The sequence below is a fragment of the Yersinia aleksiciae genome (genome assembly GCF_001047675.1).
Classification (GTDB): Bacteria; Pseudomonadota; Gammaproteobacteria; order Enterobacterales; family Enterobacteriaceae; genus Yersinia; species Yersinia aleksiciae.
The window spans coordinates 75,998-101,723 of sequence record NZ_CP011975.1; the positions used below are offsets into that span (position 1 = coordinate 75,998).

The following is a 25,726-nucleotide window of genomic DNA, read 5'->3' on the forward strand; positions in this document are numbered from 1 at the left end:
TCGTAAATAACATCAATCTGGAGCCTTATTATGATCGCAGTAACCGGTGCCACAGGCCAATTGGGCCGCCTTGTTATCAACGCATTACTTAAAAAAGTGCCTGCCAGTGAAATCATTGCCGCCGTCCGCAACCCTGAAAAGGCCAGCGACCTGGCAGCATTAGGAATTCAAGTCCGTAAAGCGGACTACAGTCAACCCGCCACCTTGGATAGCGCGTTTCAGGGGGTCGATAAGCTGCTGTTAATTTCATCCAGTGAAGTGGGTCAGCGTGTTGCCCAACATGCTGCCGTGATTGAGGCGGCCAAACGCGCAGGGGTCAAACTCTTAGCCTATACCAGCTTGCTGCATGCCGATAAATCCCCACTGGGCTTAGGTGAAGAGCATCGCGCGACTGAAGCACTATTACGTGAGTCTGGCCTGCCGGTGGTGTTACTGCGCAACGGCTGGTACACCGAAAACTATGCCGCGAGTATTGCGCCAGCCTTAGCTCACAGTGCATTTATCGGCTCAGTTGGCAAAGGACGTATCGCCTCAGCCACACGCGAAGATTATGCTGAAGCGGCCGCTGTGACACTGACCCAAGATAATCAGGCTGGGAAAGTTTATGAGTTAGCAGGTGATGATAGCTATACACTGGCTGAATTCTCAGCAGAAATTGCCCGCCAGTCCGGCAAGCCAGTGGTGTACCAAGATTTACCTGAAGCGGATTTCCGCCAGGCACTGATTGGTGCTGGGCTACCTGAGGGCTTCGCCAGTCTACTGGCCGATTCTGATGCTGGAGCTGCCAAAGGTGGGTTATTTGATGACAGCCATACATTGAGCAAACTTATTGGCCGCCCAACGACCCCTTACGCGAAAGTGATTGCCGCAACACTGGCTGCACTGTAAGGTTTTTTGCTCTACTGATGATCGGTAACCCCTCAGACTACCGATCATTTTTCTGTGCGATTAATCTTACCACTTATTTCGCTTTTTCCAGTGCCTGAGCCAGATCTTCGATAATGTCGTCAATATGCTCAATCCCGATCGATAACCTCACCATATCCCGTGGCACACCCGCTTTGACCAACTCTTCATCATTAAGCTGCCGATGAGTTGTTGAGGCCGGATGGCAGGCCAGCGATTTAGCATCACCGATATTCACCAGTCGCACGATTAAATTCAGCGCGTCAATAAACCGCCCGCCAGCTTCCTGACCGCCATAAATACCGAATGATAATATTGCCGCCGGTTTGCCGCCGAAGTAGCGCTGAGCCAACTCATGCTCGGGGTGATCAGGTAGACCCGCGTATTTGACCCAACTGACTTGTGGATGGTCTTGCAAATAATGGGCGACTTTCAGCGCATTTTCCGTATGGCGTTCCATACGCAACGCCAATGTTTCCAGCCCCTGCAATATTAGGAACGCATTGAACGGCGACAGGGCCGCACCGGTATTTCGCAGTGGCACCACCCGACAGCGGCCAATGTAGGCAGCCGCACCAAATTGCTCAGTATAGGTGACACCATGGTAGGACAGGTCCGGCGTATTCAATTGTGCAAAGCGCTCAGGATACTGCGTCCAAGGGAATTTGCCGGAATCCACCACAATACCGCCAATGCTGGTACCATGGCCGCCGATATATTTGGTCAATGAGTGAACCACAATGTCAGCGCCATGTTCAAATGGCCGACAAAGGATAGGCGTCGCGACGGTATTGTCCACAATCAGTGGTACACCATGACGATGAGCAGCATCGGCCAATTTTTTCAAATCAACAATATTGCCTGCCGGGTTGCCAATCGATTCACAGAATACTGCTTTTGTTCGGTCATCGATTAATGCCTCTAATGCGTCAATATCATCATGATCGGCAAAACGAGTTTCAATCCCATAACGCGGTAAGGTATGCGCCAGCAAGTTGTATGTCCCGCCATATAATTTGGCCACCGAGACAATGTTATCGCCCACTTCGGCAATGGTCTGGATAGCATAAGTAATCGCCGCCATTCCTGACGCTACAGCCAACGCCGCGATCCCCCCTTCCAACGCCGCCACCCGCTGCTCTAGCACGTCATTGGTTGGATTCATAATTCGCGAATAAATATTGCCAGCGACTTTTAAATCAAATAAATCAGCACCATGCTGGGTATTATCAAAGGCGAAAGAGGATGTTTGATAGATAGGAACGGCGACAGCTTTGGTCGTGGGGTCTGGTGAATAGCCTGCATGAATAGATAATGTTTCTAATTTCATTCTTTATCCTTGGTATAGATGACAATACCACTCACGACGAAGTGGCATATCAAGGCGCTGCCCCCTGATTAAGAAGCGAATTTACCGGCGGCAGAGGGCACGGGAAGGCAAGTAACAGAAGGATTAACAATAGAGGAATTAATAGTCGATACCTATATCTACATGCGATTATTTGGCTATTAAATATAATTAAATGTTATCGGTATCACGCTCCTCCCCCTCAACACGCCCCCAAGTTCACTACAAAAACACGATATTTAGTCACTCAAACATTCGATTCACTATTTTTTGATGTCACCCTAGTTGCCAGTGAATTTTTATTCGGTGCTCATTACCTCTTCAAATCTTCACTATCCTTGTGCAACTATATTTTTGTGCAGCTATGGGAATTTTCATTTCTGGATAATATTAATCTCAAAGGAAACTGTAACAAATAGTTATTGTGATATTCATAATTAACAATTATTGCAAACAAAAAACTCACAAGCATCATGCCATGTAACCTTTCAGCAAAAAAAATCCCTATTTTCCTCATAAAATCGGGCAATAAAATCACATTGAATGATTCATTCAATAACCTCATCAATTGACACTGGGGCAGTCCAAACAAGAAAATCATCAAGTCATTGTTATCAATTGATTTTAATAAAGAAATATATTTAAAAATAACAGAATTCAAATCTAGATCAGAAAATAAATTAATATAATGGTTAATGCATATAATATATAAATGCTCCAAATAAGTGCAACGGAACTAATAATCAGCACTTATATAAGGCATTAATAAATTAACGAATAAAGGTATAAAGTTTTATCTTATGGGGCCGATTACCCTAAGCAATTGTTGTCTTCACCTGTTATTCGGGAACTCCCCAATTTACTGAGGTTATTATGAGAGTGAACAAGCCTGTCAGTCGGCAGGAGTATCCCATTGATCGCGATACCACCTTGCAATCCACAACCGATACGCGCGGTAATATCGCCTATGCCAATGCCGCATTTGTTCGAGCCAGTGGCTTTGAATATCAGGATTTACTTGGCCAGCCACACAATATTGTGCGGCATCCTGACATGCCACCCGCTGCTTTTGCCGATATGTGGCAGACCCTAAATGCGGGACTGTCTTGGTCATCACTGGTGAAAAACCGCCGTGAAAATGGCGACTATTATTGGGTACGCGCCAATGCCACCCCCTTACGCCATAATGGCCGCTTGACCGGTTATATCTCGGTGCGCATCGCGCCGACCCGTGAGGAGATTAAGCAAGCCGAAGCTCTTTATGCTGATTTTAATTCCGGCAAAGCCAACCAACGCCGCATCAGGCTGTATCGCGGATTGATTGTGCGCTCTGGTTGGCTCTCATGGATGTCACTGTTTCAAACTCTCTCCTTACGATGGCGTTTACGCGGTGCATTACTGGGTGCTGCCCTACTGCCAACTGTCGCAGCGGGCGTCATGGGCATAACGGGGTTACCTCTGCTAACTCTGGGCGCGGTAACCCTTGCCAGCAGCCTCATCACGTCATTTTGGCTGGAGCGCCAGGTCGCCCGCCCGATCGCCGCGATTTTGCAGCAAGCGCAAGATGTCTCTTCCGGACAGGCCGGTGACTATGTGCAGCTAAACCGCGTCGATGAAATTGGCTACTTAATGCGTAGCGTGAATCAATTGGGCTTGAATCTCCGTTCATTAACCGATGATGTCAGTGGTCAGGTTGATGGCATTAATACTGCCAGTAGTGAAATTGCCGCAGGGAATCGGGAGCTAAAAGTCCGGACTGAGCAAGCGACGGCTAACTTGCAACATATTGTCAGCGCGACCGAGCAATTAGTGGCAACAGTACAAAACAGTGCCAATAGTGCCAATGAAACAACCTCGCTGGCAGCGATGAGCAGTCATGCTGCGGAACAAGGCAGTGAGTTAATGCACCAAGTGATTGAAACTATGGGCACGATTAATGACTCCAGCCATCGTATTGTCGATATCATCAGTGTGATTGAAGGCATCGCCTTCCAGACCAATATCCTGGCACTGAATGCTGCGGTTGAAGCCGCACGAGCTGGTGAACAAGGCCGGGGATTTGCCGTGGTCGCCAGTGAAGTTCGTCACCTGGCACAACGCTCATCCACGGCGGCCAAAGAGATTAAGCACTTAATTGAAACCAGTGTCGAGCGGGTTCGCGACGGCAGCGCGCTGGTGCAAAATGCCGGTGCCACCATGGACAATATCGTCAAGCAGGCGGGTCAGGTCTCCACCTTAATCAGTGAGATCAGCACCTCGACCCATGAGCAGACCCAAGCACTTGGCCAAATTAGCCAATCGATTGGCCAGTTGGATCAAATGACACATCAGAATGCGGCGATGGTTGAACAGTATGCTGGTGCGGCGGAAGAGCTGGCCCATCGCACCTTGCGCCTAACCGCTGCGGTACGAATCTATCGGCCAGTAAAGTGAGATAACCATTCAGATGACATAACATTGAATAGCGCGGAAAATTAAGGAATTAAGCCTAACCATCCCATTATCTGTTATGGCTGCTATGACAGTTAATTCATCTGTCATAGCAATAAACAGAAAGCCCGCTATAGTGGGTAGGTGGTTATTCAATTATTAAATAAGGAGTTTTATGTCATCACTTAATCAAACATCTGTTCGCGCTCAGCAAGGTGAACCCGATGCAAACTTACCTGGTGAAGATCATTTGATCGCCCATGAAGCTTTGCTTATCGCATTAATGGTTGAATGCGCTAATGAGTCCGATAACGATCAATTTCTGTTTAGCGTCCGAGAGACACTTAACGAAATATTAGGCACAGCGCGCTATCTCGATGCCAGCAAGATAGCCAATGGCTTGATCGATGAGGCTGATGATAAAGCCAATCGCTAATAGTTAGCCCTCACTCACGAGGGCTTTTTATTGTTTATCTCTTTTGGCGGCGACACTGAATAGCCGGAAACAATCGCCGTAAGAATGATAAATAAATGCCCTTCTGCAGAGTCGAGTAAAAAAGAGTTAAACAGATGGCATGCCAAATAGCTGCCCAGCAAGGCAAGTAGTACACTTCTGGTCTGGGTAGGCAAACGCCATGCTGCACGAAAATAGCACCACATCCCCCCCCAAAATAGCGCTAAACCCACCAATTCTGACTGCACTGTTTGCATTAGATATTCATTATGTGGGTTTATGCTGTAGCCGATTTGTGGATTCGGTTAGCCCTGACACCTCAGCGCATCCAGAGCCAACTTAAAAGCAGGTAGTGCCTGTCTGCGACTGGGGTAATAAAGAGGGTACCCGCCCAAGTCGCACTGGCCTAGTTATGAGCACAAAAACTCTGGATCGCTCCGATTCCGGGAACAACCAAGTTGCATCGACTCGAGGAGAACATCGGTGGTGCCACCATTGAGCTCACTGCCGCAGACTTGAGTGAAATAGCTGACGTATTGGCAAAAGTCCCAGTCCAGGGTGAGCGTTATAACACGCAGATGATGAAAACTATTAACCGATAAGCTCTTCAACCTATAAATCGACGGTGACAAACCACGCCACTCACTCGTATGTCGCAGCGGTCATGAAAGAGCTGCGACCACTTCTTACCTTCGGACCTTCTATCACACCGAATATAGAGTTAATTGGTTGACTGGTGGGCTAAAACAGGAAAGGCTATGCAATAATTTGAATTACCTTGCAAATACACAGATACTTCCGACGATAATAAGTAAACCGCATGGTCAAAAGGAAAATTGCCCCATGAATACCGGATTTATCCTGCTCTGTGTTTACGGAATTGGAGCTATTGTGTCTACTTTCATCATCTTCCCACTGACACGTGATCAGAGTTTGGTAGTCAGGTGCTTATCATCGTCTCTTATCGGCTTAACATGGCCCTTGAGCCTACCGGTTGCCTTACTTCTCTCGATATTCTAATTAAGAGTACAGTGGAATGTCCGGGTAAGTTAAAACCTCAGACTCCATGATATGGTGGGAAAACTTCGTGGCTAGATATTTAAGTAAAACAGCGGCTATAGCCCCATTAGACGGCAACCACGAGAAAGCTGGCGACAATATATTTACTCAAGGTAGCAAGTGGGTATTAATTGAATTTAAAAGAAGTAAAGCCGACTTAGAATCTGAAAAAGCAAAATTTATAAATTATGACCAAGCTAAAGATGCATTGTCTGCATTTGATAGTCACTATTTCCTGATATACGGCGGTCTGCTGAATCCGGGACAATTTGGACTCTGGGCACAAACCTATTTCTCCGGAAGAAAAGGTATCTGCCTAGATGAAGTTCTGAATAATGCTAAAGGCATAAAAGATTTTATTCTTTATGTCATAGCATTATCGCATTTAAAAAGGTGGTAATCCTGGTGGTTTAGGAGGCTGGGGCTAACGGATTATGCTCAAGTGGCTTGCATCAATAAGCATGGAGAAATATATGCCTGTATGTCTCTTTCTGGTTTCCGTCGAAAAGCGGGTGTAAAACCGACGCCTGAAGCCAAATACAGAAGTGCAGCACCAGATATGTAATTATTCTTCATCTATTGATATCAAGAGTGGTACGCATGACTTAATAAGTAATAGTGCCACCTTACCTTTACGCTATCCCCCATACAGCCACATCACCACTCCCCGCTTCACTTTGCACGATTTGAAGGCAAAAGGTATCTCAGATCTAATCGGTTCGCTATACGACAAGCAAGCAATCTCAGGACACAAAAACGCATCACAGACGGCAAGCTATGATAGGGAAATTAGTGTTGTTCCGGTCATCAGCGGGCAGGATATGGCGAAATGATATGGTAAAAAAATGGTGAAGTGTAATTTTGATCACAAAAAAACCGCCTCACGGCGGCTAACGACATACTCATACTACTTTGTTTTACTTAGAATATTTTCCATGGTGCCCGGGGCGGGACTTGAACCCGCACAGCCATAAGCCGAGGGATTTTAAAAATTTGATGCTACTTTTTAAAATCAATAAGTTGTGTATGCTCAAAGAGTTATAAATGCGTATATTTAACTATTTTTGTGTGAGACTCGTTTTTGCTGCCACTAAAAATAGCAACTTATTCCTCAAAAATTAGCTTGTCATAAGGATTTAACGTTATGGCCGCATCTAGGTGATCAGGTGCAAAATGTGCATATCTCATCGTCATTAGGATAGTGCTATGACCGAGGATCTGTTGCAGCACTAAAATGTTGCCGCCCCCCATCATAAAGTGACTGGCAAAGGTATGTCGGAGTACATGCGTTCGCTGCCCTTTCGGTAATTCTATACCAGCTCTTTTCAGTGCATGTTTAAAGGCGTCATAAGAGGCCGAAAATACAGGGCCGCGCATTTTAGGTAACCGCTTATACAATCTTTCTGATATGGGTACGGTTCTATTCTTTTTACCTTTGGTATTAATGTATGTCACACGACTGGGTAATATCTGCGACTGTTTCATATCCTGCGCTTCTCCCCATCTGGCACCAGTGGCTAAACAGAGGCGAACAATAGTTCCTAAGCTCCTATTTTCCGACTTATCACAGGAAACCAAAAGCCGTTTAATTTCATCTTGGGATAGAAAAGCCAGCTCTTGATCTCCCTCGCTAAATTGCCTGATACCATCAAGCGGATTGATTCCCTCCCATTCACCCAGCCGCTTTAATTCTGAAAACACAGCATGGAGATATGATTGTTCACGGTTAACAGTCGCTTCTTTTACAACGGTACGCCCTTTAGCTTTCCATTCACCATTCAACCGTCTCTCCCGGTATACAGCAAACATATTCTTATCGACATCTGCTGCTAAGGGTTCCCCCATTCGCTCACAAATAGCCAATAATTTGTTTTTTCGGGACTCACCAGAAGATAAGGTTTTACCGTGCATTTCATACCAGCGCTCTACTAATTCAGCCAACGTTATCGCACTGATACTCACCGCAGCGTCTTGTTTATGTCCCATGATGCGTCTCTCGTATGAGATCGCTTCACCTTTCGTAGCAAACTGTTTACGTATTCGCTGATTCTCGCGACCATAGGGGAAACATTGGCAAAGCCATTTGCCATTAGGTAATTTACTAACTGCCATTATTGTTCTACCCATCCCATCATCATCATTAGCATTACAGCGCTAGATGAGATTTCTTGATTAGCGAACATTATCTTATTTTTGGCGGGATTTGGATCTCGTTCGAATGCTAAATCTAGTTGGTTTACTAACTCAACGGCATAAGGTTTTAAGTCATCTATTGACCGTATATTCTTTTTGATGTCAGCTTTTAATAACCCCTTACTCAAGAATGAAACAAGGAAATCAGAGCAGGTAGCAATCTTATTATTCTGATCCGCATTCTGCCAAATTAGTGCATTAGCATCATGCAGATCCCCCCCTTCATACCATTCCCCTGCAAATACATTACTTGTGAAGATAACAAAAACAATAAATATAATTGATAATATATTTTTCATAGTTAATCCTTAACAGAAGTAATAGAGGAATTATTAAAATATAAGACCATTAAGCAACTTAACTTTAAGTTATTTATTAAAAGAAACTATTAAAAATGCAATTAAAAATCCCGAGATAAATACGCCACCAGTAAATATGGGGTGGTCTCGTAATATTTGCTGCCATGATAAACGTTTTTCTGAAGTCGGTGCCGTAGGGGAAATTGGCTCCGAATATTGTTTTTCATCCAGCCACGATAGTGCTTGTTGCAATTGTAAGCGACTTAACTCTGTTAAACGTCCTGTTCCAAACTGAATATGACAATATCGAATAAGTTGCTGCCTTTCCGATTCTTTTTGAGTATTTTTCAGTAGCAAATGTATTAAAGACTTACTTGCCTCTTGATCACAGTAACGAACGCTCAAAGCCCGAAGATATCGATATGCTACCTGATAATGACTTACTGTCATTTCTTCAATGCTACTGACACCAATCTCTGCATGAACCCTTTGCCAAATGGCAAAACTCTCTTCATAACCAGTCTCAACAATTTCTTGTACCAACTGATTTAACTGTTTTCGCTGTGCTGGTACTAATGGTCGGTCATCTTTGGGAGGATGTGGTATTGAAATATTTACCAAATCTCGTCCAACAAACTGATCAATCCTCGTATTTTCTTCATTAAAATCACGGCCTGCTACCCTATTCCGATCCTTGGAAGCCTCAGTGTCCATTTATTCCTCCGTTTTACTTTTTATGTTCGTGAAAATCCCTGCCAGCAACACGATGCCCACTGCCGCGGCTAACACTTACCTTGCTGGTAACAGAAGCTGAATTGCCAGCAGCTAATGCCGCGAGGGCCGCAGCTTTTACAGCAACTGAAGCCAACCGATAGCTATCAAGCATTTCACATTCATCAGCAGTCAGCGCCGATACAGAACGCACTCCAATCACAACGTATTGTACATCCAGGCCAAATTTAGAAAGTGATGCCAAGTAGAACGCATCAGGACAGCTTTCACCTTTCTCGTATTTCAATTGGGTTAGTTTTTTAACTCCGCCAATATCACCCATAGCTACTTGGCTCAGCCCCAACCTTTCGCGCTCTTCTCGCAAACGCAATCCGATATTAATTTTCATGCCAAAATCCCTTGACTGGTATGTTTTTATATACCAGAATGGTTCTCACAAGTACTCAGTGGATCACAATATACCATTATGAAACAAGTCGAACATTACCAGCGTTCGCGATTACCGAAAGGAATCGCCTCAAAAAACCCTACCCCTATGCGTTTGTCTGATGATGAACGTTTGGAATTAGAAGCACTTGCAGCAAAAGAAAGCCGCTCAATTTCAAGCATGGCACGCCTGATTTACTTGCGGGGTATTGCTGCTATTCAAACTGAATGATAAGGAGAAATCATGGGTAATATTACTATAAACATCACAATACCAACGGGGTATGTGTCGCTTAAAGAATACTCAACACTGACAAACATCCCTTTTGCCACCTGCCGAGGAATGGTTCGCGATGGCCGCATTATTATTCGCCCCAAAGCTAAAGCCGGTGACAAAGTTGAAGTTAATTTGGTCGCAATGCTGAAAGATGCCATAGCTAATAGTTAGGGGGGGAATATGAAATACACCTTAACCATTATTAGCCGACATTCATCAGCCTACCGTGGCTTTGTCATTACTCATCGGCCAAGAACAGCCATGAATCCCATTACCCGTTATGAAGTATTTCTAGGTGAACAGTCTTTCGGTTTGCTTGACGCTCAGGCACTTGCAACGGGTTTTATCGATCAGTTGTATATCGAACATGAGACGGGAGGCACAGCATGACATCACTTTGCTTACAGATAGCCAATGCCATATTACGGACACATATGGTTGATATGGCGGAATTAACTCGCCGTGCAATAGAAGAAGATGGGCTGTTCTCACTTAGATCAGGGCTTCATGACCGCGAGAAGGAAGTCATTTTCCGTAACACCATTGCCGGCCTATCAATGATTACTTCCATCGCTTGGCAATTGCGTGAAAACGAATTAGTGACTTTCCACCAATTAAGCACCGAATTGAAGAAATTTAGTGAGTCAGGAGTGCTTCCTCCACTGTTCAATGCCGAGGTGTCAGTATGCCAGGACAATTAATTGAATTAACCAGCGGTGCATTAGTTGTTCTTGTGGCACTGATATGGGTCGCTTTTCTGTCTGTCCGCGCAATGTTCCAAGATTATCACCGCCGCTCTAGCAACAAGAAAGAGGCAGAACGCCGTGCATTTCTGGAGCGTAAAGCCGAGGTAGAACGCAAAGCGCGTCAACAACTTTGAGGAAAATTGATTGTTCTCACGTGAGGTGCGAATGATGGAGAAAATAAATACGAACGAATCGCCACTATCAATACAGGAATGGAATCAGAAAGTTGGTTTAGAGCATTTAAGCCGTTTAAAGGAAATGTTTAATAGAGATCCAGATGAAGAATTTGAGAAGTATTTAGAGTCATTAAGCAAAGGAAAGATAAAAGGTGTTATTTATTATGTAGCGGGTATAGAAAAGGCCCGCCATGAAAAAAGATTTAGAACGTTGGAATATCACGAAAAAAAGGCAGTGCGTAAAGCAGTATTGGATTTATGGGTTGATTTGAATTCAATTCCAAAAGACTTGTTATGAATAAATAGCTTTCAACTAATTATCAAATATGGCGAATTTATCACGCTGGGATTCGTATTACTTAAAATTAAGGATTAGAATATGCTAAGTGAAAAAGTAAGCAAAGCTGATTTAGTGAATGAAACACGACTGAATGAGCACAGGAAACAAGCAGCGCTGACTTCTGAGCTTTTGGAGAAATTAGCGAATGTCATTGTCGTACGTAATTTATGTATCAAAGAGTCGGTGGAACTACTACGCCAAGAATCTGATAACATCAAAAACCAAATAAATGAGTAGCGGATTATGAAAATAATTCGTTCACCGCTAAAATGGGTCGGTTCCAAAGGCCGCATTATGCCAATCTTGCGCCAGCATCTACCCGCCGGAAAACGTCTGGTAGAGCCGTTCGCCGGGTCATGCTCCGTCATGCTGAATACTGATTATGACGAATATCTCATTGCTGATATTAACAGTGATTTAATTAATTTCTATCAGCAATTACAAAAGTATTGCGAAAACGTCATTGTTCTTGCGGAAGCGCTTTTCAGGCTGGATAACAACGAAACCGATTATTATATAAATCGCCAATCTTTTAATGAGCGTGAATTCAGCGACGAATTCAACGCCGCCATGTTTTTATATTTAAACCGTCATTGTCATGGTGGTATTTGCCGTTATAACCAAAAAGGTGAATTCAACGTTCCCTACGGAAGATATAAAGCGCCTTATTTCCCCGCAGCTGAGATCCGATATTTCGCTGAAAAAGCCCAAAAGGCCATGTTTGTATGCTGTGACTTTTCCGAGGCGCTAACAATGACCATGCCGGGCGACGTGGTTTATTGCGATCCGCCTTATATCCCGACATCCAAGACCGCAGATTTTACCCATTACCACACTGGCGGCTTTAGTCTGAGTGAGCAATTTTGGCTCTCTGAAATACTCATGATTACAGCGCGTCAGGGTTGCCACGTTATTGCATCGAATAGCGATACTCCTCATGGCCGGTATCTTTACGAAAGTTTTGATATTCACAGTATTACCGCCCCTCGCTCTGCGAGTTGTAAATCTGATGGCCGTAAGGCGGTAGGTGAGATTATCGCAACCTTGGGGGCGGTAATATGACCAAAGGCGTTTATTACAACGAGATTGATCCCTATGCAGCCCAATGGCTGAGAAACCTTATTAAAGCCGGACATATTGCCCCCAGTTATGTTGACGAGCGGAGTATTGTTGATGTTAAACCAGAAGACCTTACAGAATTCACACAGTGCCACTTCTTTGCGGGGATCGGAGTCTGGTCATACGCCTTACGTAGAGCCGGATGGCCTGATAACCAACCCGTCTGGACCGGCAGTTGCCCTTGCCAGCCTTTCAGCGCAGCAGGTAAAGGAGCTGGGTTTGATGACGAGCGGCACTTATGGCCCGCATTCTTCCATCTCATCAGTGAGTGCAAACCTACAATCGTCTTTGGAGAACAAGTTGCGAGTAAAGCTGTCGATACTTGGATCGACCTTGTTCAAGCTGACATGGAAGGAGTGGGTTACGCCTTCGCAAGTACACCGTTCCCGTCTGCGGGCATCGGTGCGCCGCATATCCGAGATCGAAATTTCTGGTTGGCCGACGCCAAATGCCAGCAACATAAAACATGCATACCAAGACTGGGAGAAAGTCATTGCGAGAAAAGCTGCGGGCCGTCAGTCGAATCTTCAGGATTTTGCTTGCCTGGCAGGATGGTCCACCGTGACGACCATCGACAACAATCAGGTGCGCGGCCAAGCGGCGGCAGCGAATCACCCACAGCACTGGACAACACTCGGTGGGGCGGCAAGATTGGCGCATTGGGCGACACCGAGAAGTTGCCACTCGGGACACACGACGGGGAGTATCGATCGAGCGGAGAACAACAGAGGCAGGTTGGAGGATATGGTCTTTCTGGCAATGAATCCATCCCCGGCCCGACTAACGGCTTCTGGAGAGATGCTGACTGGCTCTTGTGCCGAGATGGAAAGTGGCGGCCAGTTGAACCCGGCACATTCCCGCTGGTTAATGGGCTTACCTCCAGAGTGGGACGACTGCGCGCCTACGGAAACGCTATCAATGCTGAAGCGGCAAAAGCGTTTATAAGTGCATATATAGCCACACCATTATGGGTGGGTTTTGATCATTGTGGTGTTTCGGAATGACTGAGCATTCCCGTGGCCGCCATACTCCCATACCACCGCTGCCTTATCCGGACAGTGGTGGTGTTTCTACTGAATGGGCTTATCCGTGGAATGTTCCGCGCCCTGCGATTGGTGGTTATCAGTCATTAGAGCCGGTTGCTGTGGTGGAAAAAGTAAAACCTCCCCCCTTGGTTATCCAATATATAAGGCGGCTTAATGCGCTGGGCTACACCGAGCTACAGGAACCTAATCACACCTTGCTTATGATGCGCAAAGAGCGCGCCAAGCTTGAGCGTGAGATCTATTTACGTGATAAACAAAAATGGGCAGATTCACCACAAGGCATAGAGGCGCGTATTGATCAGCAGCCTATTTTTATTAAGTCACATTTTCAAAATAAAATTAGATGGTTACGTGAAAAGCATGGCGATAAACATACCAATGCATTCTTAACTGGTACTGGAAAGAGTGCATTGTTACGTCTGGATGCTGTGCGCCAATATCAGGGTGTCAGCCAAGATCATATTTCTGAGTTAATGGTTTATGTTCAGGGTATTTACAGCCATCTTGCCGAGCTGAGTAAGCGCCGGGTTAAGTCACTGGCCAATCGTGTTGCTGGTCGCATCAATGAGATGTTCTGCACTGAGGTATCAAAGTCAACCGCGGAAACTCGAATCTTGTCCGATGCCGAGTTGTTGATCATTTATCGCAATATCGCCCTTGAGGTGCGCTCTTTACGGATTAGACCATCTCACTGGCGCGAATTGGGGCCGAAACCGGACCAACTAGATAAACCCGTAAATCGCGCTATTTATTATTCTGCTATCGCGCGACTCATTAATGCGGATTGGTGGGAGCGTAAATTGTGGCGGCTGCGTAATGACTGGCGAGAAAGTCAATTACGCGCCGCTGGCATGATCCATAAACGTGCCGCGCCTTATATCAGTAAAGAGGCACTGGCCGACTGGATAGAGCAAAAGCGCCGCAACCGTGAATTCTTCAAACGGCATGAATTGATGGATTATGAGGGTAACACCGTTTCTTTAGAGGCAATGGTGGATGCCAGTATCAGTAATCCGGCTATTCGCCGTCATGAGTTGATGGCACGCATGAAAGGTATCGAGCTGGTCGCACAGTTGCGTGGTGATGTGGGGGTGTTTTACACCATCACTTGTCCTTCTAAATACCATGCCAACAACCAAAGCGGCCACGCTAACCCAAAATGGAATCACAGTTCACCAGCTCAGGCGCAAGCCTATCTCGCCAAACTGTGGAACAACATTGGTTCCAAGTTGGGCCGGGAAAAACTACGTGTATATGGTTTTCGTGTCGCCGAACCACATCATGACGGCACGCCGCACTGGCACCTATTGCTATTTATGAAACCGCAAGAACGCCGCGCAATCACTGAAATTATGCGGGCCTATGCCGTCAAAACTGACCGCGACGAATTAGGTAAGCATACCAGCGCCCGGTTTACTGCTAAACGGCTAGATCCGAAAAAAGGCAGTGCCACCGCCTATATCGCCAAATATATCAGTAAAAATATTGATGGCTACGCGTTGGACGGTGAACTAGACCATGAAACCGGCAAGCCGCTGAAAGAAACCGCCCGCTTTGCTATGGCCTGGTCATCACGCCACCGTATCCGTCAATATCAGCCAATAGGCACCCCACCAGTAACCGTCTGGCGCGAGCTGCGCAAGTTGAGTAATCAACTGGTTAATACACTCAAAATTTCCGGCACCTATCAGCGCGGCAAGCCACTACTGGTTGATCCGGCAATGGATGCGGTCACCGCCGCCGCAGATGCAGGCTGCTTTGCTACTTACATCATGAAGCAAGGCGGTGTGCTGATCCCGCGCGAGTCATACACCGTCCGCATTGCCTACCAAGACAGCGAGTTCCCCAATGCCTACGGCGAAACACCCGAGAAGATTTTCGGCATCTACTCCCCACGGTTAGGTGAGTCGTCGCGTATCTGTACCCGTTTAAAAAGTTGGAAGATCGTCGCACGTCCAACAGCAAAACCCGTAGCTGTCGTGGAAGTTGACGTTTTTCAGGACGGCCCCGCCGTCCCTTGGAGTTCTGTCAATAACTCTCCGCTAGAGCAAAAAACAAGCGAACCTGATGAGGTAATAGACAGAACATTAGAAGAAAAAATAATCGATTTCACCGCGATCACCGATGCAGAACGCCGGGCCTTGCTGCGCAGGATAAAAAATGCGCCGGCACCAACGATTAAAACCAACTCATTGACGCCAACCGAGGAATTATCACGTCAGGCATCAGCCGAAAAGGCCGCCGCGCGGCAAGAAAAAACCGCGCGACTGGCACCAGTGACAACAAAAATCCGTGATTTTGCCGAGTCAATTGGACTTTCCATTAGCGAACAGCAGGCGCAATCACTGGCTTGCGGCGCAACGTTGACTATCGGCGGCCAGAACTGGCGGGCAAGAGAGGATTGTTGTTTGTACCAGTGCCAACCAACTGCCGCCCAACGGGCATTTAGTGTAATGAGCCGAGTGGCGAAATTACGAGAGGGAATAAACCGTGAAAGTCACCAATATTAGTTACACCGACACCCTATGTACATTGTCAGCAGATGAACAACGAGTTGCTCAAATGCTTGGCGATGCATGGAACCAATATTTACAGCTTCCGATTGAGCATCCCTGTGAACGTGATGAGTTCTGCCGAGCTATTCACGATTGCCAGAAAATCATATTAGCCCGTCCGGCAATTCGTGGGCTGGCTGAAAAAGGTCAGGGGTATAAGAAATGACGACAGCAAGTGACCGTAAACGCGCCCAGCGCCAGCGTGATAAAGAATTAGGCATAACTACTCTTACCTTGCGTTTAGATGCGCAGGAGTTAGCTATGGTGCTGGAAGGATGCGAACAGCGCCGCATTGCTCGTCAGCCTTATGAGGTGACCGAGTATTTAGCCAGCCTGATCCGCCAAGATAATAAGCTACTACATAAACAACTTACCGAGTTGAAGAAAAGTAGCTGTAAGCGGTGCGGGGATACGTTGCCAGGTGATAAGGCTGGCTGTTGCTTGCAGGGGGATACTGAGTGCTGGCAGACATTGGGGTATAGGAGGTTGATGTTGGATACCATTTAGCTGGCTTTTTATTTACCGTGGCTTCACCTGACGGAGTGCTATGGTGGAGCACGACTTCATAGCCAGTTAAAAGCAAGAAGCATACGTTAACACAAAAATTAACTCTGTAGCCAAGCTGCGTATGTTAAATAAATTGCCAGACTAAATTAATAATCTAGCATAATTTTATTTTTATAAAAAATCATGGGTACCATATAGATTTAAACTTACAATGCGAAGTCAAAAATGAATAAATTGGTTTAACCAATTGATATTTAGAGTTTCTATTATCATATCCATTATTCACTCTGTGTTCTCTATTTTCAGCTGTTGTTACTAATATTTTCTCCTTCGCTCTTGATAATGCCACATAGAGAGCACAGTCATTCTCAAACTTTGCCTTTTTATAGTTCCAGAATGCCTGATCCTCTAAACCTAGAAAAATAACCACTTTATATTCCAACCCCTTGCACTTATGTATATTCATAATCTGCACGGAGTTTTCAGCCTGAAACATTAATGCGGCTTCTTTGAAAGACTGCGTTGCACCTACCGTGTAGCGTAAATGTTGCTCAAGGCTACTCCAGAGTTTATCCCAATAATTAGTGGATTTATACTGATTCCATCGCCCCATGATTTTGTTCACACCAAAAAACTTTATAATATCTTTAATACATAAGATAAATAAGTCTGGATTGGCCGAGTTAATTAATTTCTCTCTATTTTCCGCTATTTTATCCGACAATGACTTAATCAGGCCATCTTCTTTTTCATCGCCGTGGTTAACTCTGTGTAAGGCAAGGTATAAATCACAAAGTTCGGTGTAGCTTGAAGGTGATCGTGATGTACAAACTTTAAAAAGTGAGGAAAATATTCTCCCTAATGGCTCTTTTAGTACATCTTGTAATTCCGACATATCAAGATTTCTAATTCCTTTTGTCGTAAGTTTATCTCGAAGTTTTTCTGTATATTGCTCTGACTGCTGTTTAGCCAGTACACAAATCTCCTTTTCTTCGATGCCAGATGCAATAAAATTTTCTATTTTATTAGCAAGATCATCAGCCTCAGAAAATTCATTGTCATAATGATGAATAGTGCAACTATCTACACTTCGAGTTATTGGTGAAAAATTAACATCATTTTGTACAAAGTGAATAAAACATCTCAATACTTCCTGAATTTCATCACTGGCCCTAAAATTTTGTACCAATAATTTCTTGGTAGTATTAAACTCTTTTTCACAATCTTCAAATACTGTTTTTCTAGCACCTGCCCATAGCATGATACTTTGGTTTATATCGCCCACAGCCAGCAATTGTGTTCCTTTATCTTTAAAAAGAAGTTTAATCAACTCGTACTGGTCAGAGCGTGTATCTTGAAACTCGTCGATAAAAACGTGTGAATAGGTTAAAGAAAATAGATCAACAATATCAGCTCTAATTTTTAAGATCTCTAAAGCCAACTGCCTTATTAGATCAAATGACAACTTGTCCTTGCCGTTACTTTCTTTTGAACTAAACACCAAATCATAACTATTTAATGGTCTTTTATCCATAGATAAAACATCTTTAAAACGGTCAACAATACTCTTAAAAAAAGCGTCGAAAGTATATGAGTCAAAGCGATCACCTTTTTGCCCACATCTTTTCATAACGCGCTCTTTGATATTCTCTTGCGCCTCTTTTTTATAAGAAAGGCATAATATGCGTTTAGGCCACATGCACTTTCCGGTTTGCAACAAGTAATTCGATTTCTGAGCTAGAAGCTCCGTTTTGCCTGCTCCCGCACCAGCAAGTACAGAAACAGACTGATCACACAGAATAATATCCATTAGCTCCGGCGTCGGCGTAATACCCTCAGAAGGTTGCCATTGCATCATCATTCAATAACCTCTTCTAATATGGTTACTGTTTTTTCAGCTATTCTAATTAGCACTGGAGGCAATTTTGCATTTATTTCATCTGGTGTATACATTTCTTCAATTTTAGAAAACATTCTAACATGGGATGCTGGTTTACTTTTATTGGATAAAAAACGATAGCGATACCACAGGAAATATTTTAGATAATCAGCAGAAAAAACATAACGAACACCGGAGTTGCCCTTTTTCAATACAGCTTTTATTAGTTCTTTCTTCTCCTCGTCAGCACCCTCCTTTTTCTTGATATTTAGAGGGCCTCTTTCACCATAAACTTCATCTTTCACACAGAAAATATCAGGGAAAGCTTCAATCATTGCATAATCAATATCTAACGGTGAGGAAAAGTAAACATTACAATTTTCTAATTCATCAACAATATTAATTTTTACACCATTAGCATTTTTAATAGTGAACTTTGTTGGGTCTCGTTCGTCATTCCATGATGGTATTTCTTTAGCAATGTCTTTATGTATATAGGTACTTCCACTTTCACCAATCTCAGCTAATTGGTCAATAGCATATTTAAGTCGACCAAACCCGCCGCCATTTCTATCTATATCAAAATCTAACACAGTAATAAAGGGCACTTTTAATGACTTCAACAAACGCCAAAAATGATTCACATGACGCCCCCCAAGAGGAACAACCGAGATAGAATGGCTGTCAATTTCCGTTGAATGCAGCTCAAGCACTTTAGGTATTATAATTTCCTCGCTATCTCCCTCACCAAATATTACCAGTTTAGAAAAATAGATTTCTGGATATGCTTTAACAGCTTCTTTTATGAATTTAGAAAGCTCATCAGCTTTATCCGGTAGCGTCAATGCACTAACCACCGTACTTTTTGAGTGTTGATCTAATCTGAAATGACGTATTTGCTCAGGCTCTATTCGACTTAAAAGGGAGGATGAATGAGAAGAAATAATAACTTGGCACAACTCATTACGACCATAATCTTTAACCAGTTTAATTATTCTACCTAAGTAATGAGGCGAAAGATGGTTTTCAGGTTCCTCCAAGGAGATCATACTAAAAATAGGCAATCTCATTTTCTCAGGATTAAAATTAGAAGACTCTCCTAAAGAAATCAAATCCCTAGTCTTTTTGTCTATATCAAACATAGCCTTAATAAGGGAAAAATAAACCAATGATTTTTGTCCATCGCTTAATCGGTCAACATTGACTGTGTTACCTACTTCATCAGGATTAAACTGAAGTTGAATCAGTTTCAATATCTCATCGATATTAGCTAGTGGGAAATTAAGCGACGCGCGGGACAAATAACGCCCCTTATAGATTCGTCCCCAACTAGCGTTAATAGCCGCAGCAATCTCATTTAATGCTGTATTACTCTTTGTTAATGCGTTTAGTTTGGCTGCTTGCTCTTCTATTATTTTCTGACTTCCGCCAACCCATTCAATCGCCTTTAGTAAGCGCCCAAGAACCGCTTTCGATGAATACTTTAATTGCAAAGAAGGGTCTCGGTTGGCTGGAACATAACTCACTTGGATAGCATTTCTTACTGCGGCGGATAGCTTCTGCTTACTACTATCCTCAACCACGTCGTCACTCGAACTGATCACCCAGATATCTTCATCAATATCTCCAATTGGGTTTGCATCAAAGGAAAGTTTACCTTCTAACCGCACCCTAAAAAGAATGATCCCATCAGACTTATCAATAGTAAGATGTTCAATTAAAGAGGGAATAGAAATTTTCCCTTCATTTGGCTTAGGGAAGCTAAACCAAGCTTCTATAATTAAAGTTCTGTTCTTTTCATCTTTCTCGACATCCGCATTATAGAAGTCATTTATTGATAAACTACGCAGTGATTGATCCACAGAGAACAGTTTATTAAGCGCCTCCATGGCCGTACTTTTTCCAGTTCCGTTATGGCCGATAAATGTGGTCAACTCATGTTCAAGGTTAATGGTCTGAGGGTGTTGATTCGAAATACTTTTAAAACCAGAAATAAAAATTTTCTTAAGTTGCATAGATTAATCCCTAATTATACAAATACGCAATCCTAGAACACCGTAATTCATCATATTGATTTTATTATTGGTTGCAATGATTGAATAGGTTTAATATCAATAAAACGATTATTTCTACACCTCCGTCACATAAATGTTCAACAAGCAATCGCTTACTATCCCCTTGCACTATATCTGTCTCTTTGCCGTGATTTTCCCTCGAAATCACTCCGTACAAAAGCGCCTCCACACACTAGAGAGACGCTTTTTATTTCACCTCTCAAAACAAATCGTTTCGAGCCAAAAAGGCAGAGTGCCGCACATGCATTCAGGGGATGATTTCGGGCATATATGAGGAGGATTGAAGTACCGTTCATATCTCTTTCCGCGCGCTCCCCCCGCCCGCGCTTTGTGTGACTAAATATTCACTTTTTATGCACTTAGGCAGAGGCTAAAAACCCCGTATTGGCGCGGCTTAGATAATGATTAAGGGATGGATAGAGTCATGCGGATTGTTGCAGGATGAACTTGCAGAGTTATGGTGATCAGTTTACTCAACAATTTGAGCAATTATCACAGATCTTCGAGATGGCCGTTGCGGCTTGCTCTTTTAAAATCGTGACATGACACAAAAACAAAATCAAGATGCTTGTGACATGTCACATGAAAGTATTAAAAATAGCTGTGACATGATTTAATCGTATGATTATAGATTTCAGATTTAATGAGGTAATAATGGATAAGATGGAGTACCTACTAGCGGCACTTGGTTTATTGTTCACTGTATTTATGGGTATAGCTAAGTTTAATCGAGATGGTTGGAAGAATCGACATCAGACATATCTCGATTTTGCAGTGGCGTTTGACAAAGATAAACCAAATAAATTTCTGATTGAACAATTATTTTCATCTATTACTAAATGTCATAATGCTGCTTATCATGAAATATGGTATCTCATGAATTCCACCAACCCCACCCAAACAATAAGTGACTTTTCTAGAATTAGAAAGAATGGTTGTTTTTTCTCTATCAGTGAAAATGGTTTTGCTATGTACTCTGATGCGTATGATTCGCCAAAAAAACGACACAGAAGATGCATTGTGAATATTGTAGCTTTTATTTTTCTTTATGTATTTGCAATAATAGCACCGGTACATGCTGCGAAGTTTGTTGCGGAATGGGTATCAGATAAGATCCCTTTAGCAGACTATAATGCAGCTATAATTATGGCGGCAATAGTTTTGGTTAGTTTTATATGTTTTTTATTGCTTGCTTGCATACGTTTAATTAGCGCTACAATAGCAATTTTTAAATCTAATGATTTCATGAAAGAATTTAATTGCAATTAGTAAGGCATTATTTAAACCTTGAGGAACTAGTGGTTCCTCAAAGCTATCTGGCACTATATTTTTTCACATCAGAAATTATAATATAACTCAAATATATTAGTTATTTTCCAGCAGTTCATACGCCTTGAACCTCACCACTTCCTCCCCTATCCAATCGTTAATTTCCATCAGGCGCTCCTGCAGGGGAGCCAGTTCGTTAATCGCGAATACCCTCGCGGCTTTCTCTACATCACCAAAACCGCCGGTGTTATTAGGCAAAATACCCATCAGTTGTGGCGGCACGCGCTGCATAGCAAGCTGATCGTCGCGAGTGGTGTTTTTGATACTGGTAAATTCATCTTTAGCCGCTACTTCTGCCAGTGGGATTACCTGTATACCGTCCTTTTTACCGGCTGGGGCGTACATAAACAGATTGCGAAAATTGCCCGGCCCTTTGGACTCTTTCAGCGCCTTGCGTAAGGCGTCGATATCCTCCTGTTTATGGGCGGCATCATTCATATACAGAATAAATCCGGCGTGACTGCCATTCAGGTAGTATTTACGGCGAAACAGCGTAGCGGCCTCATTGAGCCAAGTCGAATTTAACGAGGCGAGATATTCAGGAACGCCGTAGATCTCCTGATTAATATCCGGGTCTAACAGGTGAAAAATGCTGTTAGCTTCAAATGGGTGTGGATTCGCATAGGAGGATACATACCAATACGTGTCAGTTTCCACCCCTCGGCGGGTATATTTAGCCGGACTAGGGACTAACTTCATCAGGCCACCCAACCGATTATAACGGGCTTCTAAAAATGAGTTGGCAAACACCAAGAAATCCAGCGCATAACGGCTAAAATCCTGCTTGGATAGCAACCGGTGAGGCTCAAACAAGCTAAGCAGTACATTACGTTTCATGTAGATAGGTGAGCTGTGATGTACGGCCGCGCGAAATGATTTAGCGAGGCCGTTAAATGACACTGGCGGCTCATACCAGCGATCCATGACCGCACATTCCAGATAATCCAGAATATCGCGCCTGTCCATCATCGGGATCGGGTCGTCAAAAGTAAACGCCTCAGCTTGTGGGGCACTGTTACCCGTCATGGTTGTTGCCACCTTGGCGGGGCGGTTTTTCCTGTTGCGCTTACTCATTAATAGATCTCCATCACACTGGTGTTATTGCTGTTAATGCCCTCAAGAGGCTCATGGAACAAGGCGTGCATAATGGCCCACGCCACATCACCGTGACTGACGTCTTTGGAGCGGTCAGTCACAAAGGTGGCGTTGCGGCCGGTGGCGGTCATGGTTTTGCGGATGGACATAAACGCAGTGGCAATATCAATGCAGCCCGCGTCAAACTCCAGACGGCCGCCCTGAATGATATTCTTTGCCTTATAAATCAGGTCGGCTTTCATTTCTAAACTGTAGTGAATGGCGTTCACGGCGGGGAAGAATTGTCGGACTAGCTGCGTTACGGAACGGCCCAGGCCGGTATCATCAATGCCGATGTAAGTGACGTTATAGCGCTCAGTGATCTTTTTGATATTGCTGGCTTGATCGGCAAAATCCATACCTTTCCACTGGTGGCGCTCCAATACCCTAAACTTACCGCCCGCCACCACTGGCGGCGCAATGACGGCGCAACCGGCACTATCGCCGGTGCTCGCTGGGTCGTAGCCAATCCACACCGGACGATCGCCGAAGGGGCGCAGTGCCAACAATTTAACGTCTGACCATTTTTCCCAGCTATCCACCATGCAGCGCTGCATTTCGGCTAACTTGAACGTGGAAGCGTTATCGTCAATAAAACCGCACATAAACAGGTTTTCAAAATCTTCATCGCTGTTTTCATTGCGTAATTCATCAATATCAAACAGGTCACAGCCGCCTTTTAGTGCATCCTCAATGGTGACAATCTGGCGGTACTGCTTATCCTCGCACAGTCGACCGGCGGCCAGCCGTGGGTAGCTGACGTCAATTTCAATGCGCTTATCTTTGGCTTTTCCCTTGTTAAACAAGGTGCCAGCCCAAAACGGGTAAGCCTCATGTGAGGTGCTGGATGGCGTAGAAAAATAGGTGTAGCGGTATCTTTTTTGTGAGGCCATGCCGGATGCAGCGCGGCGCAACTTCTGAAAGCCGGGGATCCAAAAATATTCATCCAGATAAAGATTACCGGGGCGGCCCTGCGCGGTACTGGCATTCGTACCGAGAAAGTGCATTTCTGCGCCATTGGGTAAAATAATCACCTCACCGCGCAAATCAACGTCAACAAGGCGCGCAGCCGCGACAATGTAGTTTTTAAACTGGTGCGCCTGTGCTTTTGAAGCGGAAACAAACATCTGATTGCGCCCTGTGTCGAGCGCATCCAGCAGGGCTTCCCAAGAAAAGAAATAGGTTGCGCCAACTTGGCGAGATTTTAAAAAGTTACGGATACGAAAATCAGGCGATAAACCGGCCTCATACCAGTTGCGCTGATAGTCGAACATGGATTCATTGAAAATATCTTTCAGCTTGGCTGCCTGTGCCTCGCTGAATACATTTTTCTGCGCTGCCTTGCGCGTTCCTCTGTTGCGATTCTCAATATTGGGATTGAGATCAACTTCATTACCGCCGTTATTGTACTTACCAATACGGGCATGGCGTTCGGCTTGTCGGCCCAGCAAATCAATCTCTTTGTAGTCTCTCGGCTCCTTGACAGGCTTCATTATCAGGCGGCAATATTCCGCCGCCGTGGTCAGTTGCATCTGATCCAGCGGCCCATAGGTGTCCCACTTGTCGCGGCGCTTCCAACTGTGTACCGTGACCGCTTTCTCACCGATCATTTCCGCAATTCGGGCGATGCGTAGCCCTTGCCAATACAGATACATGGCTTGACGGCGGGGATCTAAATCGGCATTGATAAGAACGCTTTCCATGTGAAATAGCCTGCTTTATTGCTTAATTGCAGCAAGGCTACCTATCCGCTACTCCCCTCTCCCGCATTACATCTTGTGCCAGCCATAGCACAACAGCACTCGGTTGTTCCTCTGATCGCGGGTCGCCAACATAGGCCATTACTGTAGCGAATCAGACCGGAGCATCACGCATGACTGTAAAAGCAAAAAAATTTCGCATTGGTGTTGAGGGGGCTACCACTGATGGCCGCGCTATCACCCGCGAATGGCTGACGCAGATGGCAACCAATTACAACACCACGGTATACGGCGCGCGTATCAATATGGAGCACATCAAAGGTTATTCGCCAGACAGTACCTTTAAGCGTTATGGCGATGTTGTCGCGCTGAGTGCTGAAGAGATCAACGAGGGGCCGCTGTCAGGAAAGATGGCACTGTATGCCGAAATAAGCCCAACCGCGGACTTGGTAGCAATGGTGAAGCTACGCCAAAAGGTTTACACCTCCATGGAAGTGAATACTAAATTTGCCGATACCAATGGTGCCTATCTTGTTGGTCTTGCGGTCACTGATGACCCGGCCAGTCTGGGTACTGAAATGTTGAGTTTCAGTGCCAGTGCTTCCGCTAATCCGCTGGCCTCCCGCAAACAAGCCCCCGGAAATCTATTCACTGCCGCAGAAGAAACGCTGATTGAATTTGAAGCTGAGCAGGAACCTAAAGTTAATCTGTTTACCACTATCAAAGCCCTGTTTAGCAAAAAAGAGACAACCGATGATGCGCGTTTTAATGATGTGCATCAGGCGGTTGAGTTGGTCGCGCAGCAGGTTGAGGGGAAATTTAGCGCCCTTGCCTCACTGGAGCAGCAATTTTCTGAGCTTAAGACCGCCAGTGATGCGACAAATCAAGAGCTTGTCGAACTAAAAACCACGCTCAGCAAAACAGATCGCAGCTTCTCCCAACGCGAACAATCAACCGGCAATGAGAACACCATTTTGACTGATTGTTAAGTCATTC

General features: G+C 44.6%; 29 protein-coding genes and 2 pseudogenes. 21 read left to right on the forward strand and 10 right to left on the reverse strand.

The annotated features are described in order from the left end of the window. The first annotated feature begins 30 nt into the window (after nt 1-30). Nucleotides 31-888, forward strand: a complete 858-nt coding sequence (locus tag ACZ76_RS00435; RefSeq protein WP_048615796.1) for an SDR family oxidoreductase — start codon at nt 31-33, stop codon at nt 886-888. A 73-nt stretch (nt 889-961) separates the two neighbouring features. On the opposite strand, the gene ACZ76_RS00440 is transcribed toward ACZ76_RS00435, so the two are convergent. Further along, the gene (locus ACZ76_RS00440) at nt 962-2,236 is read right to left on the reverse strand and encodes a bifunctional O-acetylhomoserine aminocarboxypropyltransferase/cysteine synthase (protein ID WP_048615798.1); all 1,275 of its coding nucleotides are present in this window, start codon (nt 2,234-2,236) and stop codon (nt 962-964) included. Between the two features lie 891 nt (nt 2,237-3,127). Between ACZ76_RS00440 and ACZ76_RS00445 the strand changes: the two genes are divergently transcribed. Next, nucleotides 3,128-4,687 carry a methyl-accepting chemotaxis protein gene (locus ACZ76_RS00445; RefSeq protein ID WP_048615800.1) on the forward strand — a complete coding sequence of 520 codons (1,560 nt, stop codon included), beginning with the start codon at nt 3,128-3,130 and terminating at the stop codon, nt 4,685-4,687. Nucleotides 4,688-4,859: 172 nt separating this feature from the next. Next, nucleotides 4,860-5,120, forward strand: coding sequence for a hypothetical protein (locus ACZ76_RS00450; RefSeq protein WP_048615802.1), 261 nt, complete (start codon nt 4,860-4,862; stop codon nt 5,118-5,120). Between the two features lie 14 nt (nt 5,121-5,134). Here ACZ76_RS00450 and ACZ76_RS00455 read toward each other — a convergent pair. Further along, nucleotides 5,135-5,425, reverse strand: a pseudogene (locus tag ACZ76_RS00455) (O-antigen ligase family protein); the annotation flags it as partial. A 171-nt stretch (nt 5,426-5,596) separates the two neighbouring features. On the opposite strand from ACZ76_RS00455, the gene ACZ76_RS18035 reads away from it, so the two are divergent. From ACZ76_RS18035 to ACZ76_RS19475, 4 genes and pseudogenes are all read left to right on the forward strand, one after another. After that, the gene (locus ACZ76_RS18035) at nt 5,597-5,740 is read left to right on the forward strand and encodes a hypothetical protein (RefSeq protein ID WP_390621156.1); all 144 of its coding nucleotides are present in this window, start codon (nt 5,597-5,599) and stop codon (nt 5,738-5,740) included. A 241-nt stretch (nt 5,741-5,981) separates the two neighbouring features. Further along, nucleotides 5,982-6,158: a GhoT/OrtT family toxin gene (locus ACZ76_RS17895; protein WP_050125548.1), complete on the forward strand. Its 177-nt coding sequence runs from the start codon at nt 5,982-5,984 to the stop codon at nt 6,156-6,158. A gap of 67 nt (nt 6,159-6,225) precedes the next feature. After that, nucleotides 6,226-6,597, forward strand: coding sequence for a hypothetical protein (locus ACZ76_RS19470; RefSeq protein WP_235428204.1), 372 nt, complete (start codon nt 6,226-6,228; stop codon nt 6,595-6,597). Nucleotides 6,598-6,868: 271 nt separating this feature from the next. After that, a pseudogene (locus ACZ76_RS19475) lies at nt 6,869-7,030 on the forward strand (integrase); the annotation flags it as partial. A 271-nt stretch (nt 7,031-7,301) separates the two neighbouring features. Here ACZ76_RS19475 and ACZ76_RS00465 read toward each other — a convergent pair. From ACZ76_RS00465 to ACZ76_RS00480, 4 genes are all read right to left on the reverse strand, one after another. Beyond that, the gene (locus ACZ76_RS00465; protein WP_048615808.1) at nt 7,302-8,309 is read right to left on the reverse strand and encodes a phage integrase; all 1,008 of its coding nucleotides are present in this window, start codon (nt 8,307-8,309) and stop codon (nt 7,302-7,304) included. Beyond that, nucleotides 8,309-8,689, reverse strand: a complete 381-nt coding sequence (locus tag ACZ76_RS00470; RefSeq protein WP_048615810.1) for a hypothetical protein — start codon at nt 8,687-8,689, stop codon at nt 8,309-8,311. The genes ACZ76_RS00465 and ACZ76_RS00470 overlap by 1 nt, the downstream gene beginning before the upstream one ends. A gap of 69 nt (nt 8,690-8,758) precedes the next feature. Continuing rightward, the gene (locus ACZ76_RS00475; protein ID WP_048615812.1) at nt 8,759-9,403 is read right to left on the reverse strand and encodes a membrane protein; all 645 of its coding nucleotides are present in this window, start codon (nt 9,401-9,403) and stop codon (nt 8,759-8,761) included. A 13-nt stretch (nt 9,404-9,416) separates the two neighbouring features. Then, nucleotides 9,417-9,809, reverse strand: coding sequence for a transcriptional regulator (locus ACZ76_RS00480; RefSeq protein WP_048615815.1), 393 nt, complete (start codon nt 9,807-9,809; stop codon nt 9,417-9,419). Nucleotides 9,810-9,887: 78 nt separating this feature from the next. Here ACZ76_RS00480 and ACZ76_RS00485 point away from each other — a divergent pair, with 78 nt between their 5' ends. The 12 genes from ACZ76_RS00485 (at nt 9,888) to ACZ76_RS00540 (ending at nt 16,613) form a co-directional block, all read left to right on the forward strand. Further along, a complete protein-coding gene (locus ACZ76_RS00485; RefSeq protein ID WP_048615816.1) occupies nt 9,888-10,079 on the forward strand; it encodes a hypothetical protein in 192 nt (63 codons plus the stop codon). 12 nt (nt 10,080-10,091) lie between these two features. Continuing rightward, entirely contained in the window at nt 10,092-10,295 is a 204-nt protein-coding gene (locus ACZ76_RS00490) for a hypothetical protein (RefSeq protein WP_048615817.1), read from the forward strand. 9 nt (nt 10,296-10,304) lie between these two features. Then, nucleotides 10,305-10,514, forward strand: coding sequence for a hypothetical protein (locus ACZ76_RS00495; protein WP_048615819.1), 210 nt, complete (start codon nt 10,305-10,307; stop codon nt 10,512-10,514). Continuing rightward, a complete protein-coding gene (locus ACZ76_RS00500) occupies nt 10,511-10,825 on the forward strand; it encodes a hypothetical protein (protein WP_048615821.1) in 315 nt (104 codons plus the stop codon). The genes ACZ76_RS00495 and ACZ76_RS00500 overlap by 4 nt, the downstream gene beginning before the upstream one ends. Then, entirely contained in the window at nt 10,810-11,004 is a 195-nt protein-coding gene (locus tag ACZ76_RS00505; protein WP_048615823.1) for a hypothetical protein, read from the forward strand. The genes ACZ76_RS00500 and ACZ76_RS00505 overlap by 16 nt, the downstream gene beginning before the upstream one ends. A 31-nt stretch (nt 11,005-11,035) precedes the next feature. Beyond that, nucleotides 11,036-11,344: a DUF5347 domain-containing protein gene (locus tag ACZ76_RS00510; RefSeq protein ID WP_235428205.1), complete on the forward strand. Its 309-nt coding sequence runs from the start codon at nt 11,036-11,038 to the stop codon at nt 11,342-11,344. An 81-nt stretch (nt 11,345-11,425) separates the two neighbouring features. Continuing rightward, nucleotides 11,426-11,623: a DUF2732 family protein gene (locus ACZ76_RS00515; protein WP_048615826.1), complete on the forward strand. Its 198-nt coding sequence runs from the start codon at nt 11,426-11,428 to the stop codon at nt 11,621-11,623. 6 nt (nt 11,624-11,629) lie between these two features. Next, complete coding sequence (locus ACZ76_RS00520; protein ID WP_048615828.1) at nt 11,630-12,448, forward strand: DNA adenine methylase; 819 nt, start codon at nt 11,630-11,632, stop codon at nt 12,446-12,448. Then, nucleotides 12,445-13,509, forward strand: a complete 1,065-nt coding sequence (locus tag ACZ76_RS00525; protein WP_048615829.1) for a DNA cytosine methyltransferase — start codon at nt 12,445-12,447, stop codon at nt 13,507-13,509. The genes ACZ76_RS00520 and ACZ76_RS00525 overlap by 4 nt, the downstream gene beginning before the upstream one ends. After that, entirely contained in the window at nt 13,506-16,061 is a 2,556-nt protein-coding gene (locus ACZ76_RS00530) for a replication endonuclease (RefSeq protein ID WP_048615830.1), read from the forward strand. The genes ACZ76_RS00525 and ACZ76_RS00530 overlap by 4 nt, the downstream gene beginning before the upstream one ends. Then, a complete protein-coding gene (locus ACZ76_RS00535) occupies nt 16,042-16,272 on the forward strand; it encodes a hypothetical protein (RefSeq protein ID WP_048615831.1) in 231 nt (76 codons plus the stop codon). The genes ACZ76_RS00530 and ACZ76_RS00535 overlap by 20 nt, the downstream gene beginning before the upstream one ends. Next, the gene (locus ACZ76_RS00540) at nt 16,269-16,613 is read left to right on the forward strand and encodes a hypothetical protein (protein WP_048615832.1); all 345 of its coding nucleotides are present in this window, start codon (nt 16,269-16,271) and stop codon (nt 16,611-16,613) included. Before ACZ76_RS00535 ends, ACZ76_RS00540 begins: the two co-directional genes overlap by 4 nt. Nucleotides 16,614-16,794: 181 nt before the next feature. On the opposite strand, the gene ACZ76_RS00545 is transcribed toward ACZ76_RS00540, so the two are convergent. Beyond that, complete coding sequence (locus ACZ76_RS00545) at nt 16,795-18,474, reverse strand: UvrD-helicase domain-containing protein (RefSeq protein ID WP_048615834.1); 1,680 nt, start codon at nt 18,472-18,474, stop codon at nt 16,795-16,797. Next, on the reverse strand, nt 18,471-20,507 hold the full coding sequence (locus tag ACZ76_RS00550) for an AAA family ATPase (RefSeq protein ID WP_048615836.1): 2,037 nt from the start codon (nt 20,505-20,507) through the stop codon (nt 18,471-18,473). The genes ACZ76_RS00545 and ACZ76_RS00550 overlap by 4 nt, the downstream gene beginning before the upstream one ends. A gap of 714 nt (nt 20,508-21,221) precedes the next feature. Here ACZ76_RS00550 and ACZ76_RS00555 point away from each other — a divergent pair. Further along, nucleotides 21,222-21,836 (forward strand): hypothetical protein, encoded by a 615-nt coding sequence (locus ACZ76_RS00555; RefSeq protein WP_144413882.1) that lies wholly within the window; start codon nt 21,222-21,224, stop codon nt 21,834-21,836. 96 nt (nt 21,837-21,932) lie between these two features. On the opposite strand, the gene ACZ76_RS00560 is transcribed toward ACZ76_RS00555, so the two are convergent. Together ACZ76_RS00560 and ACZ76_RS00565 are read right to left on the reverse strand one after the other, a co-directional pair. Further along, entirely contained in the window at nt 21,933-22,970 is a 1,038-nt protein-coding gene (locus tag ACZ76_RS00560) for a phage portal protein (RefSeq protein WP_048615840.1), read from the reverse strand. Further along, the gene (locus tag ACZ76_RS00565) at nt 22,970-24,733 is read right to left on the reverse strand and encodes a terminase large subunit domain-containing protein (protein WP_048615842.1); all 1,764 of its coding nucleotides are present in this window, start codon (nt 24,731-24,733) and stop codon (nt 22,970-22,972) included. Before ACZ76_RS00565 ends, ACZ76_RS00560 begins: the two co-directional genes overlap by 1 nt. Nucleotides 24,734-24,903: 170 nt before the next feature. Between ACZ76_RS00565 and ACZ76_RS00570 the strand changes: the two genes are divergently transcribed. Further along, nucleotides 24,904-25,719 carry a GPO family capsid scaffolding protein gene (locus ACZ76_RS00570; RefSeq protein WP_048615843.1) on the forward strand — a complete coding sequence of 272 codons (816 nt, stop codon included), beginning with the start codon at nt 24,904-24,906 and terminating at the stop codon, nt 25,717-25,719. Nucleotides 25,720-25,726: the final 7 nt, after the last annotated feature.